This is a genomic window from Hymenobacter sp. IS2118, assembly GCF_000715495.1.
GTDB lineage: Bacteria > Bacteroidota > Bacteroidia > Cytophagales > Hymenobacteraceae > Hymenobacter.
Window position 1 is genome coordinate 13,819 of sequence record NZ_JNLX01000128.1, and the last position, 17,435, is coordinate 31,253.

Here is a 17,435-nt window from a genome sequence, read left to right on the forward strand (position 1 = left end):
TCATCAACGCACACAATCGGTTATCAACAGGTAAATGTCTTAAAAATAGAATTTTTGGTCGCTTCTATGTCGCTCCTATTTCATCAAATCCCCGCAGTTTAGGTTCCGCAGCAGCATCCTTCAATGTGAAGTCAGCCCCTTCCCCGCGTGGAATGCGCGCAGCAAAATATGATAGTTCCGGGTTAGCAGAGCTGCGGGCTTTTACTCAAAATCAAGAAGCCGGGTAAAAAGGCGCTGCACGGTGGTAGCGAAACGCCCCTTTGGCGCGGTAAAACGCGGTGCCACGTAATCGCGCATAAGCACGAAGGCAGCCGTTTTACGTTGCTTCCCATTTATCCAGAGAGGAACCGTGCCTAGTCGGGGAGTGTGGTACGGCCGCGCCGAAGCCACGTTTACGGTTACACAACTATCGAAAAGGACGCTTACCGATTCGCCTTTACACCAAGCGGCCGTACAAGTCAAAGTCCGTGGCCGCGGTGATTTTCACATTGGCGAAGTCGCCCAGGCGCACGAAGGTGTCGCGCTCCACCGGCACCAGCACTTCGTTGTCTACTTCGGGCGAGTCAAACTCGGTGCGGCCCACGAAGTGCCCGCTCTCCTTGCGGTCGAACAGTACCTTGTAGGTCTGGCCCACGCGGGCTTCGTTCAGCTCCATCGAAATACCCTGCTGCAATTCCATGATGGCGTCGGCGCGCTCCTGCTTCAGCTCGGCCGGCACGTCATCGACGAGGGTGTGCGAGTGCGTGTTTTCCTCGTGCGAGTAGGTGAAGATGCCCAGGCGCTCGAAGCGCGTCTGCTCCACAAAGTCATACATTTCCCGGAAGTCCTGCTCCGTTTCGCCGGGGTGGCCGGCGATGAGCGTAGTCCGCAGGGCAATGCCCGGCACGCGCTGCCGGATAGTGTCTACCAGCTCGATGGTGCGGCGCTTGGTGATGCCCCGGCGCATGCTTTTCAGCATGTTGTCGGAGCCGTGCTGCAAGGGCATGTCCAGGTATTTGCAGATGTTGGCACGCTCGGCCATCACGTCCAGCGCATCCAGCGGGAACTGCGAGGGGTAGGCGTATTGCAGGCGAATCCAGTCGATGCCGTTCACGTCGGACAGGTTGCGGAGCAGGTCGGCCAGCTTGCGCTCGCCGTAGGCCTGCAGGCCGTAGTAGGTCAGGTCCTGGGCAATGAGAATCAGCTCCTTGGTGCCCATGCCGGCCAGGCGCTTGGCCTCCTTCACCAGGTCCTCAATGGGCCGGTCCACATGCTTGCCGCGCATCAGCGGGATGGCGCAGAACGAGCAGGGCCGGTTGCAGCCCTCCGCAATCTTGAAGTAGGCGTAGTGCTTGGGGGTGGTAATCAGCCGCTCGCCAATCAGCTCGTGCTTGTAGTCGGCGTTGAGCACCTTCAGCATCTGCGGCAGCTCCAGGGTGCCGAAATAGGCGTCCACCTGCGGGATTTCCACTTCCAGCTCGTCCTTGTAGCGCTGCGAGAGGCAGCCCGTCACGTACAGCTTGTCGAGGCGGCCGGCCTGCTTCTCATCCGCGTAGCGCAGAATGGTGTCGATGCTTTCCTGCTTGGCGTTGTCGATAAAGCCGCAGGTATTGATAATCACAATGTTGGCGTCGGACTTCTCGGCCTCGTGGGTTACGTCAAAGTCGTTGGCCACGAGCTGGCCCATCAGCACTTCGCTGTCCACAATGTTCTTGGAGCAACCCAGGGTGATGACGTTTACCTTATTGGTGGTTTGATTTCTAACTTTCACAATCGCTGATTTACACTGATTAACCGTGATTCCGCTGATTTCTGTTATCAGCGCGGCCGGAATATGTTTTAGTTATTGAAGTCCTTAGCGGAGACTGGCCAGCGCAAACGCGAAACCGGGCAGCACGTCTTCACCGCTCAGGGCTTTATCAAAAGTTTTCACCACGCTCACCGAACCATCGGCGCGGAAAATGCGGGCGGTTTCCGTCTTTGGGTCGATGAGCCAGCCCAGGCGGCAGCCGTTGCTGAGGTACTCTTCCATCTTGATGACTACATCGGTCAGCACATCGGATGGGCTCACCAGCTCCACCACGAAATCGGGGCAGAGCGGCGGGAATTTCTGCTGCTGCTCGGTCGTCAGGGCTTGCCAGGTTCCGGTGCGCACCCACGCCACATCGGGCGAACGCACCGCGCCATTGGGCAGCCGGAAACCAGTAGAGGAATCGAAAACGGGTCCGGTGTTACCTTCCTCGGCCCAAAGGCCCAGGCGTATAATTAGCTTCGTATTCAGGCGGCCCGTAGTTCCTCCGGTCATGGTTACAAACTCAATGGTGCCATCGGCGCGGCGCTCAAATTTTTGCTCGCGGTTTTGCTGACAGAAGGCGTAAAACGCGTCTTCGCTGAGGTGCTGAAAGTAGTCGGCCAGCGTTTGGCGCGAAACCGGAGCGGCTTCCGGCGCAAACGGCGGAACGGGGTGCAATACAGTCATAGCGTCAACAACAAGCGTAGTGGTAAATAATTCGCCGAAGGCGTTTTACAGCGCCTCAAACTGGCGCAAAAAGCGCAGGTCGTTTTCCGTAAACAGGCGCAAATCCTTAATCTGGTACTTGAGCATGGCAATGCGCTCGATGCCCATGCCCCAGGCGTAGCCGGAATATTTGTCGGCATCAATCTTAGCATTTTCGAGCACGGCGGGGTCCACCATGCCGCAGCCGCCAATCTCGACCCAGCCCGAATATTTGCAGATGTTGCAGCCCGCACCCTTGCAAATCAGGCAGGTGATGTCAATCTCGGCGCTGGGCTCGGTGAAAGGGAAGAAGCTGGGCCGGAAGCGGATGTTAATATCGGCCCCGAACAGCTCCTGCACGAAGTAGTACACCGTCTGCTTCAGGTCGGCGAAGCTCACGCCCTCGTCAATAAAAATGCCTTCCACCTGATGAAACATCATGTGCGCCCGCGCCGAAATGGCCTCGTTGCGAAACACCCGGCCCGGCATCACCCGGCGGATGGGCAGCGGCTCGGTTTCCATCACGCGCACCTGCACGGTGCTGGTGTGGGTCCTTAATAGGTGAGATGGTGAATTGGTGGATTGGTGAGTTTTTTGTTCTTCACCACTCACCACCTCACTACTCACCAGTTCACCACTCACCAGTTCACTGTTCCGCAGGAAAAAGGTGTCCTGCATGTCCCGCGCCGGGTGGTTTTCGGGGAAGTTGAGGGCCGTGAAGTTGTGCCAGTCGTCCTCGATTTCGGGGCCTTCGGCCACGGCGAAGCCGATGCGGCCGAAGATGCGCAGCATCTCCTCGCGCACCAGGCTCAGGGGGTGGCGGGTGCCCAGCGCGTGGGGCACGGGCGGCAGGGTGTAGTCGAAATTGGGGTTGGCGGGGGCGTTGTCGGCGGCCGCTTCGGCGGCTTGCTGGGCGCCGTCGAAGCGGGCCTGGGCCAGCTGCTTCAAGGCGTTGAGCTGCTGGCCCACGGCGCGTTTTTCTTCGGCCGGAACAGTTTTTAGTTGGTCAAACAAATCGGCCAAGCGACCTTTGCGCCCGAGGTAGCTAATGCGAAACGCATCGAGGTGGGCGGTGCTACTCAAATCGGCGGTCGCGATTTCGGCCGTAAGGCTGGCAATGGATTCCTGCATCATGCCACAAAGTTAGGGCAATAGGCGCGCCCTGACCGAAGGATTCGCGCCGGCTCCCGGAACTTATCCGCACAGCTTCCGCTTCCTGTCAAATTCTTACTTCCTTCTGTTTAACCGTCCAATTATTATGAAACGTACCTTATTCTCTTTGTTTTTTACGGTGGCCGTCGTCGCCACTGCCTCGGCCCAGGGCGGCTGGGATAGTTCTGATTCGTGGGGAGCTCCCAAGAAAACCGCCAAAAAGAAACCTGCTGCTTCCAGCGGCCAGGCCGCCGGCCAGAATCGCGCCCCCGGCAGCGAAAAAATGCCCGTAAATGAGACCCCTGCGATGGCCGCTCAGCCCGATGCCAGCCCGCTGAATGCCGCCCCGGCTCCGTCTGATAGCGGCTTCAAGCCCGGCGGTGGTGGCGGTGGCGCACCCACCGGTCAAGGTATGTCCGTGGCGCCGGGCTCGCCCATGATACTGCAAAGCGGCCGGACCGTGATGGCTAACGATGCCGCCGCCACCCGCGAGCGCCGCCTCAACCGCATGAACAAAGCCAAGCAGGTTCCCGCTGCCGCTCCCAAGCCAGTGACTGACGCCGCCATGCTGCAAAGCCAGGCCACCGGCGCCGGTGCCGGAATGGAGGCACCCGCCGCTAGCCCGGCAGCCCAAGCCGCCGCGCCTGCCCCGCAACCCCGCCCCGCGCCCGCCAAAGCCGCGCCGAGCAAACCAAAGAAGAAGGCTCCAGCTGAGCCCTCGGGCTGGTAAGTCGAAGGGATAACGCTGAATAGGAAACGGCCCGGTCAACCAGTAAAATGGATTGGTCGGGCCGTTTTGCGTGGTTTTAAAAAGTATTTAGGTTTCGGCAACCGGTGGCTCCGCCGCGCATTTCTTTTGCGCCTGGACTATTCTGCAACGCAAAAGCCCGCTAAGTCCCTGGATAGGGAGTAGGCGGGCTTTTTTGCCGGGGGAAATCGGCCGGATACCTTGTGCCACCGGACTGCGTAATGAACTGGAATGCTTACCCCGGCAGCATGCCTACGTATACGTCTATAAAAAACGGTGCACCTAGCCGAAGGGCTTGGTGCCATAGTATTGTCAACCAGTTGATTGTCTTGACTTTTATCATTAATCTCCTCACTATGTTTCGTATCCTGATTTCTTCCTTGGTACTATTGGTCGCGGCTGCCGACGTTTCGGCCCAGACTACTCCCGCCAACGCACCCCCCGCCGCTCCTAACAACGCCGCCACCAGGTCGGCCTCGAAAACCAGTGCTGTGCCGGCTTCCAATACATCGGAAACGTACATCACCTCCGATGGCGTGCGTGATAGCGCAGGCCTGAAAATACAAAACGTATACGCGGCGCCTGGTATGCCCGTGATTATAAAAAATGGTCCTGTGGGTCCCTACGACGGCAAGGCCGCAGAATTGGAGCAGAGAAAATCCAGGCGCAGAGGTAATTCCACCTTGTCGCCCAAAAAGCCTTAGTTGCAGCGTTTAACGGAAGTGTTTTCGCTGGTTTCGAAGCCTGGCTGGTCCGTTAGAGAGCGAATTTGCCGGGCTTCATAGTTAGCAGAAAAGCCAGGGCGGATGGTTTTAGGAGAAAAAGCTGGCATGGTTATCGATTTTCTGCCAGCTATCCACTCACTTATTCTTTTCTCAGCTATGTTCCGGTCCTTGTTTACGCTCGCTCTGTCTTTGTTTTTGGTAGCTGAAGCCAGCGCCCAAACCGCTCCCGCAATTACGGCCAAATCGGCAAAAGCCACGGCCCGCATCAATGCCCGCGCTGCTAAAAAGGAGCGCAAAGTGACCCTGAAAACGCTGCCGGCCGCTCCCGTCGTGAACGACGGCTGGCCCCCCCTGGACGACGCGCAAACCGCAGTTGCCTCGGCCAACGCCACCAACGATGGCTGGGGCTACGACGCCCCCGCCGCTGCCTCAACCTCGCGCGGCGAGCTCGACAATGCCAACGTATATGCTGCTCCAGGCATGCCGGTCCACATCCGCACCAGCAAGGTGCCAGTGCCCTACAGCGTGCGGCCGCCCCGCAAGACAGCAGCAGCCCAAAACACCTTAGGCAACTAAAAAAATGGCCCGGACTTAGTCCGGGCCATTTTTTTGCTTTTGTAAATCTGATGGTCGGAAACTTGCTTCAAGCAGTGCAGGCAATGCGGGGGCTACAACTCATTGTTGATGCCCCCGGAGAATGTCAGCCAAAAACTTTCGGCTACTAAATTACACGGCCTCATAATACAGCGTGCTGCAATTTTCTGGCCGCAGCACCGACTGTGCCGCGGTGCGCACATCGGCCACAGTCACGGCCTGAATCCGGCGGCTTTCGTCGTTCACCAGATTGGCGTCGCCTTGCAGCTTGCTGTAGGCCAGGTTTAGGGCACGGTTCAGGAGGTCGATTTCTCCGAAAACCAGGCTGCTTTCGGCTTGGTTTTTTACTTTTTCGAGCTCCTGCGCGTCCACGTCCTGTGCCACGAACTCGGCCACCAGCTCTTCCACGGCTGCATCGGCCGCCTCCAGCGTCACGCCCGCATTCAGCTTGCCACTGATGACGAGCAGGCCGGGGTCGAGGGAGCCGGTGAGTGAGGCGGAAATGTTGTTGAACAGGGCCAACTCTTTTACCAGGCGCTGGTGCAGGCGGGCCGACTTACCGCGACCCAGCACGTCGCTCAGCAAATCCACGGCGTGGTAGCCGTCGTCGGCACGGGCGGGCATGTGGTATGCTTTGTAGAGGGCGCTCAGGGGCACGGGGGCCGAGGTGCGCAGGTGGCGTGGGGCCTCCTGGGCGGGCTCGGCGGGTAGTTGGCGCTGGTAGGCCGGGCCGCCGGGAATGGGCCCGAACCACTTCTCGGCCAGGCGTCGCACGTCGGCTTCGCTCACTGCCCCAGCCACCACCAAAATAGCGTTTTGGGGCGCGTAGTGCTTTTGGAAAAAGCCCCGCACATCGTCCATTACCGCATTTTCGATGTGCGAAATTTCCTTGCCAATGGTATTCCACTGGTAAGGGTGAGTTTGGTAGACGAGGGGCTTGAGCTTGAGCCAAACGTCGCCGTAGGGCTGGTTGAGGTAGCTCTGCTTGAACTCTTCAACTACCACTTTGCGCTGCACGTCCAGGCCCTTTTCGGAGAAGGCCAGGTTCAGCATCCGGTCGCTTTCGAGCCAAAAGCCGGTTTCGAGATTGGCGGCCGGCAGCGAGAGGTAGTAGTTGGTGACGTCGGAGCTGGTGAAGGCGTTGTTTTCGCCGCCCACGCGCTGCAGCGGCTCGTCGTAGCTCGGAATATTCACCGAGCCGGAAAACATGAGGTGCTCAAACAAGTGCGCGAAGCCGGTGTGCTCGGCGTCCTCATCGCGCGAGCCCACGTCGTACATGATGTTGAGCACTGCCATCGGCGTCGAAAAATCTTCGTGGACAATGCAGCGCAGGCCGTTGTTGAGGGTGAATTCGGTGAAATGAATCATTATAAAAGCTAAGTGAATACAGGCTGGCGGAGCAAACTTAACAGCGCAGGCCCCAAAAAGGTGTACGCAGAAACGGGCCGGCAGGCTTGTTGTCGTCCCGTACGCAAACTGCGCTTTTCCGCGATGGTTCTGTTACTAAGTCAACCTTGCAGGTCTGGCAGTCGCATGGGCAGAGCCAGCTTTATCGCAGCAACTTAGAAGGCGCCCCGCACGCCCACTTGCCACACCCTGGCCACGGGGTACACGCTGGCGTCCTGGCCGGCATTCAGGGGAGAAGCGCCGCCGCTGCTCACGTTGGGGTCGAAGCCACGGTATTTGCCCGTCACAAACAGGTTTTGGCCGCCCACCCACACGCTGGCCTGGCGGGTTTCTGTCCGCAGTACCTCGTAGCTCAACGAAAGCTGCGAAAGACGCAAATGGTTGCCGTTTTCCAGGGCGCGGTCATTAATCTGCCCGGTATTGAAGGGGCCGCCGGGCCGGGGCACCAACGTGTTGGGGTTCGTTGGCGTCCAGTAGTTGAGGGCTCTGGGCGAGCTATTGAAGAAGCCAGTGGGCATATCGAGCGTTACCAGCGTAGTGTTCAGAATTTGATAACCGAACAAGCCATCAAGTTGGGCATCGAGTTGCCAGCGGTGGAGGTGCAGCTGCTGCGTGAGGCCGAGGGAGTGGCGCGGCAGCCCGCTGCCACCGGCGTAGCCGTCGCCGTAGTCCACCACCCCGTCGTTGTTCCGGTCGCGGAAGCGAACCAGGCCTTCCTCTACCGAACCCGCCGGATAGAGGCCGTCTTGCTCAAAAACATAAAAACTGCTCACCGGCTGCCCGGTTTGCAGCCTTACGTTGGCACCGCTGATGAAGGACTGCGAACGGTTCAGGGACGCCACCCGGTTGCGGTTGGTGGCGGCCGTCAGGCGGGTGGTGCCTTGCAAAGGCCCGCGCTGCCAGGTACTGCCCACCGTTAGCTCGAAGCCCCGGTTTTGAAGCGTCACATCGGGACGTAAGTTGAAGGTTGTGGTTCCATTGCCCGTAAAAATCTGCACCGGTATTACGGCCTGCGCGTGCTGGGTGCGCCGCTGGTAAACGCCGGCCTCCAGCGTAAGCTGCCCCCCGAGCAGGCCCAGTCGCAGGCCCGCATCGTGGTGGGTGGTGCGGCTTTTGTCGAAAAGGAAGGCCCTGGTCCGACCCGTGCCGGCCCACAGCGTGAGGTCGCTCAACGCCGAGGCATCGGCCAGAAAAGCTTCTTTGTGGAGGTGCCAGCTGAGCTGCCCGCCTGGTGACCAAACGTACTCGGTTTTTGAATAATCGTCGGTGTTTAGCACAAAGTCGGCCCGCAGCGAAGTTTGCAGCTCGTAGCGCCCGGCGTAGGTGTAGCCCAGGTTGGCCGAGGGGCTCTGCACTCCGTTTGGGGTTTTCAGCGACTGCTCGTAGTAGCTGCGACTGGAAAAGCCGCCGTTGCCATCAGGAGTGTAGCCCTCGCGCCGTAGCCTGCGCTTGAACTGTTGCCGGAGGTAGTCAAGCGAGGCTACCACGGCGTGCTGGCTGCCAAAAGTGTGCTGATAGCGCAAGGCGGCATTGGCTACCCAGTTGGTGGCGGTGGTAGTTCCGGTGGACGTTTCTGCTACCGTAGGCGTAGTGTTTTGCCCCATATCCACCGGCGAGTAGCCCAGGGCGCGCGCGTCGGCTTGTTCGCGGCTGCCGCGCAGGGTAAGTTGCCACTCCTCGTTGAACCGATAGGTAGCGTTTAGCTGCGCGAGCAGGCGCTGTGTCCGCGGGGCGGTACGGTATTCTTGCAACTCCCGCAAGGGATTAATATCAAACGGGCCGGCCGCCGCATTCGGCAGCACCGCCGGACTCGCGAATAGGGCACGTTGCAGCAAGCGGGCGCTGTGGAGCTGGCTGCCGGCGTAACGCTGGTCGATTTGGCTGGCGCTGGCGTTCAGGCCCAGGCTGAGTTTGGATGTGAGCTGCTGCCTTAGGTTGAGGCGCAGGTGGTAGCGGCTCAGGCTCGATTGGTCTACCACGCCGGCTTGGCGCAGGTAGTCGGCGGCCACGTAGTAGTAGGTCTTGCGGGCTTGCCCGTCCAGGCTCAGGTTGTGGCTCTGCATGCCCGCTGCCCGCAACACTCGTTTTTGCCAGTCTTGTTCACTAATGCTGTTCAGGTCAGTAGCCGAATAGGGCACCTGGAAACCTCTCGTTATGGCCGCGGCATTGGCCAGGCTGGCGTATTGGCGCGCGCCAAGCAGCTCGTAGCGCTGCCGCACCTGCTGCAGCCCGCCCCAGGCGGTGTAGCGCACCCGCAGCGGCCGGGCCGAGACACCCGCGTCGGTGCCACTTCTGGTGCTGATGACCACAACCCCATTGGCGCCTTGCGCCCCGTAGCGGGCCGTGGCTGCCGCCCCTTTGAGCACTTCTACCCGCTCCACATCGGCTACCGGCAGGTCCAGCAGCGGGTTGGCATTGGGGCTTTCCGGAATAACGGCACTGGGCTGGATGTATGGATTGAAAAAGGCTTCAGTGCCGCTCCACTCTTCGGGGGTAACGTCGGTGTTGTACACGGGCACGCCATCCACCACATAGAGCGGCTGGCTATTGCCGGTAACATTGACAACGCCCCGGATACGCACTGTGGCCCAGGCGCCCGGCGCGCCGGAATAGGGCGTAACCTGCACGCCGGCTACCTGGCTCAGGGCGGGCTGAATGGTGATGAAAGCGGGAATGCTTCCCGCACGCGGCAAGCTGGTACGCGCACTATCAGGCACCACGGCAACCAGCGTGTCGGATTGCTGGGCACTGGCAGTCGCGCCCACCAAAAAAAGGAAGCCAATTGGTAGAATTCGGGGCATAAAAACGGAAGAAAAGTCAGACACGAAGGTAGATGCCTGGTTGGGCATTATTACACAAGCCATTCATCTGAAGTAGTCGCGTTCCGGTCCCGTTGATGGGCCTGGCGGCGCTCGGCAAAAGCGCAGGGGGCCGGTATTCGGAAGCGCCTATGTACTTTCGCCCCAAGCTGTTTCCGGCCCGCCATCTACCCCCACCATGCACAACGTTTTACGCGCTGCCATCCGGCTTAAACCGGCCGCTTTCCTCCTGTTGCCGCTGCTGATGAGCTGCGAAGACTCGCTCGACAACCTGTATCCGAAAGTGGCGCCCGTGCAGCTACCGGCCGCCACCGAATTGGGCGCCAACACCTTCGGCTGCCGGGTAAACGGGCAGGTATGGGAGGCCAACAACGCCAGCGCCCTCAACGGCAAAGTGGTGACGCCCACCGGGCATTATCAGAATGGCACGCTGCGGCTCGACGCCTTTCGGCGCCTGCAGGCTACCGGGCCGGTTACTAATTTCCACCTCCGCCTGGCCCACGTAACCGGGCCGGGCGTGTACGCGCTGGGCACTGCCGAGGCCGGCCGCTACGCCACCCTCCAAACCACTCGCGATGCGCAGGACTACGCCACCGACGGGCAGCACACGGGCACGCTCACCATCACGCGGCTGGACACGACCGGGGCGCGGGCCTTTGTGGCGGGCCATTTTGTGCTGCGGGCCACGGCGCCCTTCGGCATCCGGCGGGCGGCGGATTTGCCGGCCGCGCTGGAAATAACCGAGGGCCGGTTCGATATTCAGCTGAGCCGCTAGGAACGGGCAAGCGGAGCCCGACTACCTTTGCCGCATTCCCGCCTGTCTTCATCCCACCCATGACTCCAGTTGCCCCTTCGCTGCGTTTCGACCGCCTCGACCACTCCAATGAAACCTTGCTGCATCTCTACCAGCACCTGCTGCGGCCCCGGCTGATTGAGGAGAAAATGCTGATTCTGCTGCGCCAGGGCAAGGTGAGCAAGTGGTTTTCGGGCATCGGGCAGGAGGCCATTTCGGTGGGCAGTACCCTGGCCCTGGAGCCGGATGAGTACATTTTGCCGCTGCACCGCAACCTGGGCGTGTTCACGGCCCGCGAGGTGCCGCTGGGGCGCCTGTTTGCGCAGTGGCAGGGCAAGCGCACGGGCTTCACCAAGGGCCGCGACCGCAGCTTCCATTTCGGCAGCAACGAGCACCACATCGTGGGCATGATTTCGCACCTGGGGCCGCAGCTGGCCGTGGCCGGCGGCATTGCCCTGGCCGATGTGCTCGACAAAAACCCCAAAGTAACCCTCACCTACAGCGGCGACGGCGGGGCCAGCGAAGGCGACTTCCACGAGGCCCTGAACGTGGCCGCCGTGTGGCAGCTGCCGGTCATTTTCGTTATTGAAAACAACGGCTACGGCCTCAGTACCCCCAGCAACGAGCAGTTTCGCTTCAAGTCCTTCGTGGATAAAGGCCCGGCCTACGGCATGGAAGCCGTGCAGGTAGACGGCAACAACGTGCTGGAAGTGTACACCACGGTGAAAAAGCTGGCCGAAGACCTGCGCCAAAACCCGCGCCCCGTGCTGGTCGAAGCCCTCACCTTCCGGATGCGCGGCCACGAGGAAGCCAGCGGCACCAAGTACGTGCCGCAGGCGCTGATGGAAGAATGGGCCCAGAAGGACCCGGTGGAAAACTACGAGCGGTGGCTCATTGCCGAAGGCATTCTTACCGAAACCGCCAAGCACGGCATCCGCGAGAAAATCAAGGCCGCCATCGAGGCCGGCTTGCAGGAGGCTGATGCTGTGCCCATGCCCGTGGCAGATATCGCCGAAGAAATAGCGGACATGTACCAACCCTTCGACGCGCCCGTGACGGACGCGCCAAAAGGCGGTGCCGCGCCCGAAATCCGCTTCATTGATGCCATTCAGCAGGGCCTGCGCCAGAGCATGGAGCGCTACCCCGACCTCGTGCTCATGGGCCAGGACATTGCTGACTACGGCGGCGTGTTTAAAATAACAGATGGCTTCGTGGCCCAGTTTGGCAAGGCGCGGGTGCGCAACACGCCGTTGTGCGAGTCGGCCATTGTGGGCGCGGGCCTGGGGCTGAGCATCAAGGGCAAGAAAAGCATGGTGGAAATGCAGTTCGCGGATTTCGTGACCTGCGGTTTCAACCAGATTGTGAACAACCTCGCCAAAAGCCATTACCGCTGGGGCCAGAACGCCGACGTGGTGGTGCGCATGCCCACCGGCGCTGGCAGCGCGGCCGGCCCGTTTCATAGCCAGAGCAACGAGGCGTGGTTTACCCACGTGCCCGGCCTGAAAGTGGTGTACCCCAGCAACCCGCACGACGCCAAGGGCCTGCTCTGCGCCGCCTTCGAGGACCCCAACCCGGTGATGTTCTTCGAGCACAAAATGCTTTACCGCAGCCTCAGCGGCCCTGTGCCCGAAGCCTACTACACCACGCCCATCGGCAAGGCCGCCCTGGCTGCGGAGGGCAACGAGCTGAGCATTATTACCTACGGCATGGGCGTGCGTTGGGCCCTGCAAGTGTGCGAAGACCTGAAGGTATCGGCCGACATCCTGGACCTGCGCACCCTGTTGCCCTGGGACGAGGAAGCCGTGCGCCAAACCGTAGAAAAAAACGGCCGCGTAATCGTGCTGCACGAGGACACGCTGACCGGCGGCATCGGCGGCGAAATCGCGGCCTGGATTGGCGAAAACTGCTTCGAGCACTTGGATGCGCCCGTGCGCCGCGTGGCGTCGCTGGATACCGCCATTCCGTTTGCGCCGCCCCTGGAAGCAGCGTTTCTGCCGCAGCAGCGCCTGCGCGAGCAAGTAGAAGCGTTGCGCAACTACTAAGGCCTTTTCCTGATAAACTGAACAATACAGGCCGTTCTGCTGAGCTTGGCGAAACATCTCTACCACAATAGTGACTTTGATTACCTGTGCGGTAGAGATGCTTCGCCAAGCTCAGCAGGACAAACCGAATAAGGTTTTCAGAGCGTGTTTATTCCTGCCAAGCATTACCACAGCAGCTTGCGCAGCGCCCACAAGCTCCAGCCGATGACCATGAGGCCCACGCCCACGAACATCCAGCGGATGGGCAGGCGGCCGGCCAGCCGGGCGGCAATGGGCGCGGCGGCTACCCCGCCCACAATAAGGCCCAGCACAATCTGCCAGTGCGAGATGCCCAGCAGGGTGAAAAACGTGAAGGCACTGGCAAACGTCACGAAGAACTCCACCAAGCTCACCGTGCCAATGACGTACTGCGGCGTGCGGCCCTTGGCAATCAAAGTGCTGGTTACCAACGGCCCCCAGCCGCCTCCGCCAAACGAATCGAGGAAGCCCCCCGCGCCGGCCAGCCAACCGGCGTTCTTTACTTTTTTGCGCCGGCCAACCACCTTCTGAAACGCCTTGGCGATGATACGCAAACCCAAAAGCAGTAGGTAAACAGCTAGGATAGGCTTGATGTAGCTGGCGTAGGTGTCGCCGAAATGCGCCAGCAGCAGCGCCCCACTCACGGAGCCTGCGATACCCGGCAGCAGCAGCACCCGAAACAGGCGCTTGTTCACGTTGCCAAACCGGTAGTGGTGGTAGCCCGATGCCCCGCTGGCAAACACCTCAGCCGTGTGAATGCTGGCACTCACGGCCACCGGCCCCAGCCCCAGCGAGGTGAGGCTGATGGCCGACACCACGCCGTAGCCCATGCCCAGCACGCCATCGACCAACTGGGCCAGAAAGCCCACGGCCACGAACTTGTAGAACGTGTCCGACGAGCGCGCCAGGTCCCAGGCCTGCTGCCAGGTGAAGTAGTAGGAGAAGATATTGAGTAGAATGAAGCCCGCGAATGTGATGAGCACGCCAGTAGCCACGCGCCGCCAGTAAGCGGTAGCAGGCGTTTCGTAGGCCGGGCCGTAAGCTAACTCGGCAGTAACCGCATTCAGCGACTTTACTTTTTCGGCAAAATTCCCTTGCAGGCGGCTGCGAATGATGTTCATCTGGCCCAGCACGGAAGCCAGCTCGGCGGGCAGCACCTCGGCCAGCGCTTCGCGCAGGCGCTTGCCCACGGTGGGCGACTTGCCGTTGGTAGAGATGGCAATTTTCAAATCGCCCTTTTGCAAAACCGCAGAGAGATGGAAATCGCAGAGCGCGGGCGTATCGGCCACGTTGGTCAGCAGGCGGCGGGCCGCTGCCGCTACCCCAATGTGGCGGTGCAGCTCGGGGTCGTTGGTGGCCAGAAACAGAATGTCGGCGTTGTTGAGGTCGGATTCCTGATAAGGGCGCTGGTGCAGCTGCACTTTGGGGTGGCGGACGGCCAGCTCGCGCAGCTCGGGCAAAAGCCACGGGGCCACCACGGTAACGGCCGTTTCGGGGCTGTTGCGCAGAATGGCGCCCAGCTTTTCCAGGCCCACATTGCCGCCGCCAATCAGCAGCACGCGCAGGTTCTCCAGCTTCAGGAAGATGGGAAAAAGGGTGTTGGCCGGTGGACCCGACCCCGGCACGGTATCGGTTGCCTCCGGGGCCGTTGGGGTCGTGAGGTCGGAGTTCATAGCCCAGAAAGATACAAATGGGCTGGCGTTTGTTGCTGGCAGCGCGTCATGCGGAGCGGAGCCGAAGCATCTCGCGTGCAGAAAACGACACGCTGCCGGCGAAGTGCTCGGCCAGCAGGCTCAGGATTTCCAGTGTCGAGCGTTCGGGCAGGTGATGACACAGGGCAGCGACCTGGCTTTCAAGAGGTAATACCATGATGGAAAAGGTGTTTTTCTCGGCAGATAAAATAAGTAGGACTTACGCACTCAGTTGCTGGCGCGCGTCTCCGACGCGTTGCCCACTGGTTTCGCGTCTCTGACGCGCGCGGCCAACGAGACCAGACGGTGCGAACGGCGGCGTTTGGAAACGCCAAGCCAGCAAGCCACGCGTCAGAGACGCGCGCCAGCAACTGAGTGCGTAAGTCCTGATAAGGAAAGGCCAGAGTGACCACCAGATGCCGCTACACGACGTGCGGTGAGTCCGTCGCCCCGCCGGTAATCAGTGGATGGGCGGCCTTCAAGCGGCGGCCGGAAAAAAACCTTGCTCAACAAACAACAGCTGCCCCCGGCGCAGCCACCAGCGGACGGCTCATGCCACAATACATTGGGCGCGAAACAGCGAGGGTAGCGAATTGGGAGCGGCGAGGGAGATAGATGCTAACGGCATATTCATATTTCAGCACTTGGCATCGTGCCAACTAATGGGGGTTGTTGGCTTTTCGTCGAGCCTGTCTCTCTCCACTGTGTACAGAGGAATAGCGTCCCGAGGAAGGGTTGCTGAAGCAATTGCAACGGGCAAAAATCCGATGAACCAGAGAAGCAGCTCCCAAAATTTAAAAAGGATGGCCGCACCTTCCGGAAGGGAGCAAAATCAGAGGGGCAGCACGCTGATTTTCCCTGTCTCATCGATGCTCTGCCGGAGAGACACCACAGGCCTGAATTCTGCCTTTGCTGCCGGTTCATCACCGGGGGCGTTCCACTGCGCTGGCGCGGTTTTCGCGCGCTGGCATCGTATCTTTCCTCTCTTTATCTTTATATGACTCTGGCTGCCCCAAGGTGAAATACTGCCTATCCTCCGTTGTTGTTCGTGGTGCGTTGGCGGTGCTGCTGCTGGTAGGCCTGAATGGCTGTAACCTGTACCACAGTATTTTTCATCCCTACCGCATCCTCACGCCCAAGCCGTCGGCCGAATTCATCGCTCAGCAAAAAGCGGCGGCCAAGGCCCGTAAGAAGAACGAGCCTACGAGTTTTTTTAAGAAAAAAACGGCTTCCGAAGACGAAGAAGCGGCCACCGATGTTTCCACGCCCACGGGAGGTGCCATCAAAACCGAAGCGGCCGTGGCCGAAGAAGTCCGCACCCTGCCCGAGCGCCCCACGGTAAGCTACGATAAAGCCGGGCTGCTGAAAAAGCCGAAGCTGATGCGGAGGCGCATCAACAAGCCCGCCCCGAAGCCTTTCAAACCCTGGCAGTCGATTGTTCACTTTTTCAAATTCAAGTCTCATGGCAAACCCAACTACAGCCCCGACCACCGGGTGGCAGCTCCCGCTGAGCCTGATGCTGAGCCCGACGCGGCTCCCGACCCCGAGCCCGCTCCGGCAGGCAAGCCGTAGGGCGGGTTTGGGCCTGTTGCTGCTGGCTCTGGGCGTGTTGCTGCTGGGGATTCAGCCGGCGAGTGCTCAAATTGTGCACGAAAACTCCGCAAAAGTGAAAGCGGCCAACCGCCAGGCCCTGCGCGATGCCAAGCGTACCGCTTCGCCTTACAAAGACAGCCACCTCGCCGTGAACCCCGCCAAGCTGAAGCGCGGCCAAAGCAACCCGGCCCAGGCCCAAGCTATTCGGCGCGATGAGGAAGTATACACCGGCGATGAGGTGGACTACGACGGCATCGCGACCCCGCCCGTGAAGTCGCCCCCCTTTTTTGGTATTCGGCTCAAAAAACAGCCCAAACCGGTTTTGCCAACGGCCCCCAAAAAAAAATGAGGGAGCCCCGGGGAATCAAGTGCCGTTGAACTGTTGTAGTACACGTACCACAATTTCCTGGCAGGCGGCAACCGTCCTTTTGCCTCATTCGGGGCTTCGGTGTACTACTGTTGCCTTCGAAACCCTCATTTCTAATTACACAATATGTCAACTCCCTGGCTTCCCCTCACGCAATCTGAACAGCTAAATGAACTGGCGCAAGCTTCTCATGAGCAGCCCGTTCTCATTTTCAAACACAGCACTACCTGTTCCATCAGCGCAGCCGCCAAGAGCAAAATCGAGCGCCAATGGGCCGATAGTGGTCTGTCCAACGTGCCCATCTACTACCTGGACCTGTTGCGTTTCCGTCCAATTTCGGCTCAGATAGCGGACCAGTTCGGCATTCGGCACGAGTCACCCCAATTGCTGCTCATCAAAGACGGTGCGTGCCAGTATGATGCCTCGCACATGGGAATTCGCCTGAGCGACGTGTCCGCCAAGGTAGCGAAGTAGCAAACGGCGGAAGGCCTCAGCCAAAGCTGGCTGGGCCTTCCACCATCTATGGCCTCCTTAAACGTACAAAAACACCACGTTTTGGCGTATCTCCGGGTGCAGGCTCAGGGTGACCGGGCAAGTAAGGGCGGTGCGTTCGAGCAGGGTGCGGTCGGAGCCGGATAGTGCTGCGGGCAGGCTAAACGTCACGTCGATTTGCGCGATGCGGCGCGGCGCATCGCTACTCATGTGCTTTACTACCGAGAAAGTGCTGTCAACCAGGCTCAGCTTATGGCGTTCGGCCACGATGCCCATCACCGTCATCATGCACGAGCCGAGAGCGGTGGCTACCAAATCGGTTGGCGAAAAAGCTTCACCGCGGCCGTGGTTATCGGTGGGCGCATCGGTTTGAATAATATTGCCCGAGGCGACGTGGGTGGCTTCGGTGCGGAGTTGGCCGGCATAGCGGGCGGTGGCGGTGTTCATCAAGACAGGGAGTTACCTTTACAAAGTGGTTTCTTCGATAGCTAATTTACGTATTAAGTGGTGCGCCGCGC

At 60.1% G+C, this 17,435-nt stretch carries 16 protein-coding genes; 8 read left to right on the forward strand and 8 right to left on the reverse strand.

The annotated features are described in order from the left end of the window. Window positions 1-436: 436 nt before the first annotated feature. The 3 genes from rimO to pheS form a co-directional block, all read right to left on the reverse strand. Window positions 437-1,750 (reverse strand): 30S ribosomal protein S12 methylthiotransferase RimO, encoded by a 1,314-nt coding sequence (gene rimO, locus GM79_RS11120; protein WP_035563705.1) that lies wholly within the window; start codon window positions 1,748-1,750, stop codon window positions 437-439. A gap of 84 nt (window positions 1,751-1,834) precedes the next feature. Next, the gene (locus tag GM79_RS11125; protein WP_051718789.1) at window positions 1,835-2,458 is read right to left on the reverse strand and encodes a Uma2 family endonuclease; all 624 of its coding nucleotides are present in this window, start codon (window positions 2,456-2,458) and stop codon (window positions 1,835-1,837) included. Between the two features lie 45 nt (window positions 2,459-2,503). Beyond that, window positions 2,504-3,607 (reverse strand): phenylalanine--tRNA ligase subunit alpha, encoded by a 1,104-nt coding sequence (gene pheS, locus GM79_RS11130; RefSeq protein ID WP_081867708.1) that lies wholly within the window; start codon window positions 3,605-3,607, stop codon window positions 2,504-2,506. A gap of 127 nt (window positions 3,608-3,734) precedes the next feature. Between pheS and GM79_RS11135 the strand changes: the two genes are divergently transcribed. The 3 genes from GM79_RS11135 (at window position 3,735) to GM79_RS11145 (ending at window position 5,677) form a co-directional block, all read left to right on the forward strand. Beyond that, window positions 3,735-4,358 carry a hypothetical protein gene (locus tag GM79_RS11135; protein WP_035563710.1) on the forward strand — a complete coding sequence of 208 codons (624 nt, stop codon included), beginning with the start codon at window positions 3,735-3,737 and terminating at the stop codon, window positions 4,356-4,358. Between the two features lie 374 nt (window positions 4,359-4,732). Further along, window positions 4,733-5,080 carry a hypothetical protein gene (locus GM79_RS24915; RefSeq protein WP_152559952.1) on the forward strand — a complete coding sequence of 116 codons (348 nt, stop codon included), beginning with the start codon at window positions 4,733-4,735 and terminating at the stop codon, window positions 5,078-5,080. Between the two features lie 177 nt (window positions 5,081-5,257). After that, window positions 5,258-5,677, forward strand: coding sequence for a hypothetical protein (locus GM79_RS11145; protein WP_152559953.1), 420 nt, complete (start codon window positions 5,258-5,260; stop codon window positions 5,675-5,677). 150 nt (window positions 5,678-5,827) lie between these two features. Here GM79_RS11145 and GM79_RS11150 read toward each other — a convergent pair whose 3' ends face one another. Together GM79_RS11150 and GM79_RS11155 are read right to left on the reverse strand one after the other, a co-directional pair. Continuing rightward, window positions 5,828-7,063: a M16 family metallopeptidase gene (locus GM79_RS11150; RefSeq protein WP_035563719.1), complete on the reverse strand. Its 1,236-nt coding sequence runs from the start codon at window positions 7,061-7,063 to the stop codon at window positions 5,828-5,830. 194 nt (window positions 7,064-7,257) lie between these two features. Further along, the gene (locus tag GM79_RS11155; protein WP_161787162.1) at window positions 7,258-9,903 is read right to left on the reverse strand and encodes a TonB-dependent receptor plug domain-containing protein; all 2,646 of its coding nucleotides are present in this window, start codon (window positions 9,901-9,903) and stop codon (window positions 7,258-7,260) included. 196 nt (window positions 9,904-10,099) lie between these two features. Between GM79_RS11155 and GM79_RS11160 the strand changes: the two genes are divergently transcribed. Both GM79_RS11160 and GM79_RS11165 read left to right on the forward strand, forming a co-directional pair. Next, on the forward strand, window positions 10,100-10,696 hold the full coding sequence (locus GM79_RS11160; protein ID WP_035563725.1) for a DUF6252 family protein: 597 nt from the start codon (window positions 10,100-10,102) through the stop codon (window positions 10,694-10,696). A 59-nt stretch (window positions 10,697-10,755) separates the two neighbouring features. After that, window positions 10,756-12,756: a thiamine pyrophosphate-dependent enzyme gene (locus tag GM79_RS11165; protein ID WP_035563728.1), complete on the forward strand. Its 2,001-nt coding sequence runs from the start codon at window positions 10,756-10,758 to the stop codon at window positions 12,754-12,756. A 164-nt stretch (window positions 12,757-12,920) separates the two neighbouring features. Here the strand turns inward: GM79_RS11165 and GM79_RS11170 are convergent, their stop codons facing one another. Further along, entirely contained in the window at window positions 12,921-14,447 is a 1,527-nt protein-coding gene (locus GM79_RS11170) for a TSUP family transporter (RefSeq protein WP_081867697.1), read from the reverse strand. Window positions 14,448-14,493: 46 nt separating this feature from the next. Beyond that, a complete protein-coding gene (locus GM79_RS25445; protein ID WP_161787163.1) occupies window positions 14,494-14,643 on the reverse strand; it encodes a hypothetical protein in 150 nt (49 codons plus the stop codon). 839 nt (window positions 14,644-15,482) lie between these two features. On the opposite strand from GM79_RS25445, the gene GM79_RS11175 reads away from it, so the two are divergent. From GM79_RS11175 to ytxJ, 3 genes are all read left to right on the forward strand, one after another. After that, window positions 15,483-16,037, forward strand: a complete 555-nt coding sequence (locus GM79_RS11175; RefSeq protein ID WP_152559954.1) for a hypothetical protein — start codon at window positions 15,483-15,485, stop codon at window positions 16,035-16,037. 7 nt (window positions 16,038-16,044) lie between these two features. Next, the gene (locus tag GM79_RS11180) at window positions 16,045-16,407 is read left to right on the forward strand and encodes a hypothetical protein (RefSeq protein ID WP_035563735.1); all 363 of its coding nucleotides are present in this window, start codon (window positions 16,045-16,047) and stop codon (window positions 16,405-16,407) included. 144 nt (window positions 16,408-16,551) lie between these two features. Continuing rightward, the gene (gene ytxJ, locus GM79_RS11185; protein WP_035563739.1) at window positions 16,552-16,899 is read left to right on the forward strand and encodes a bacillithiol system redox-active protein YtxJ; all 348 of its coding nucleotides are present in this window, start codon (window positions 16,552-16,554) and stop codon (window positions 16,897-16,899) included. Between the two features lie 57 nt (window positions 16,900-16,956). Here ytxJ and GM79_RS11190 read toward each other — a convergent pair whose 3' ends face one another. Continuing rightward, window positions 16,957-17,364, reverse strand: a complete 408-nt coding sequence (locus GM79_RS11190) for an OsmC family protein (protein ID WP_035563743.1) — start codon at window positions 17,362-17,364, stop codon at window positions 16,957-16,959. Between the last annotated feature and the right edge of the window lie 71 nt (window positions 17,365-17,435).

Bases quoted from the DNA above. Each gene is read 5' to 3' on its own strand.
- pheS (WP_081867708.1), bottom strand. From the start codon at position 3,607: ATGCAGGAATCCATTGCCAGCCTTACGGCCGAAATCGCGACCGCCGAT.
- GM79_RS25445 (WP_161787163.1), bottom strand. From the start codon at position 14,643: ATGGTATTACCTCTTGAAAGCCAGGTCGCTGCCCTGTGTCATCACCTG.
- GM79_RS11155 (WP_161787162.1), bottom strand. From the start codon at position 9,903: ATGCCCCGAATTCTACCAATTGGCTTCCTTTTTTTGGTGGGCGCGACT.
- GM79_RS11125 (WP_051718789.1), bottom strand. From the start codon at position 2,458: ATGACTGTATTGCACCCCGTTCCGCCGTTTGCGCCGGAAGCCGCTCCG.
- ytxJ (WP_035563739.1), top strand. From the start codon at position 16,552: ATGTCAACTCCCTGGCTTCCCCTCACGCAATCTGAACAGCTAAATGAA.
- GM79_RS11135 (WP_035563710.1), top strand. From the start codon at position 3,735: ATGAAACGTACCTTATTCTCTTTGTTTTTTACGGTGGCCGTCGTCGCC.
- GM79_RS11150 (WP_035563719.1), bottom strand. From the start codon at position 7,063: ATGATTCATTTCACCGAATTCACCCTCAACAACGGCCTGCGCTGCATT.
- GM79_RS11190 (WP_035563743.1), bottom strand. From the start codon at position 17,364: ATGAACACCGCCACCGCCCGCTATGCCGGCCAACTCCGCACCGAAGCC.
- GM79_RS24915 (WP_152559952.1), top strand. From the start codon at position 4,733: ATGTTTCGTATCCTGATTTCTTCCTTGGTACTATTGGTCGCGGCTGCC.
- GM79_RS11170 (WP_081867697.1), bottom strand. From the start codon at position 14,447: ATGAACTCCGACCTCACGACCCCAACGGCCCCGGAGGCAACCGATACC.
- GM79_RS11145 (WP_152559953.1), top strand. From the start codon at position 5,258: ATGTTCCGGTCCTTGTTTACGCTCGCTCTGTCTTTGTTTTTGGTAGCT.
- GM79_RS11165 (WP_035563728.1), top strand. From the start codon at position 10,756: ATGACTCCAGTTGCCCCTTCGCTGCGTTTCGACCGCCTCGACCACTCC.
- GM79_RS11160 (WP_035563725.1), top strand. From the start codon at position 10,100: ATGCACAACGTTTTACGCGCTGCCATCCGGCTTAAACCGGCCGCTTTC.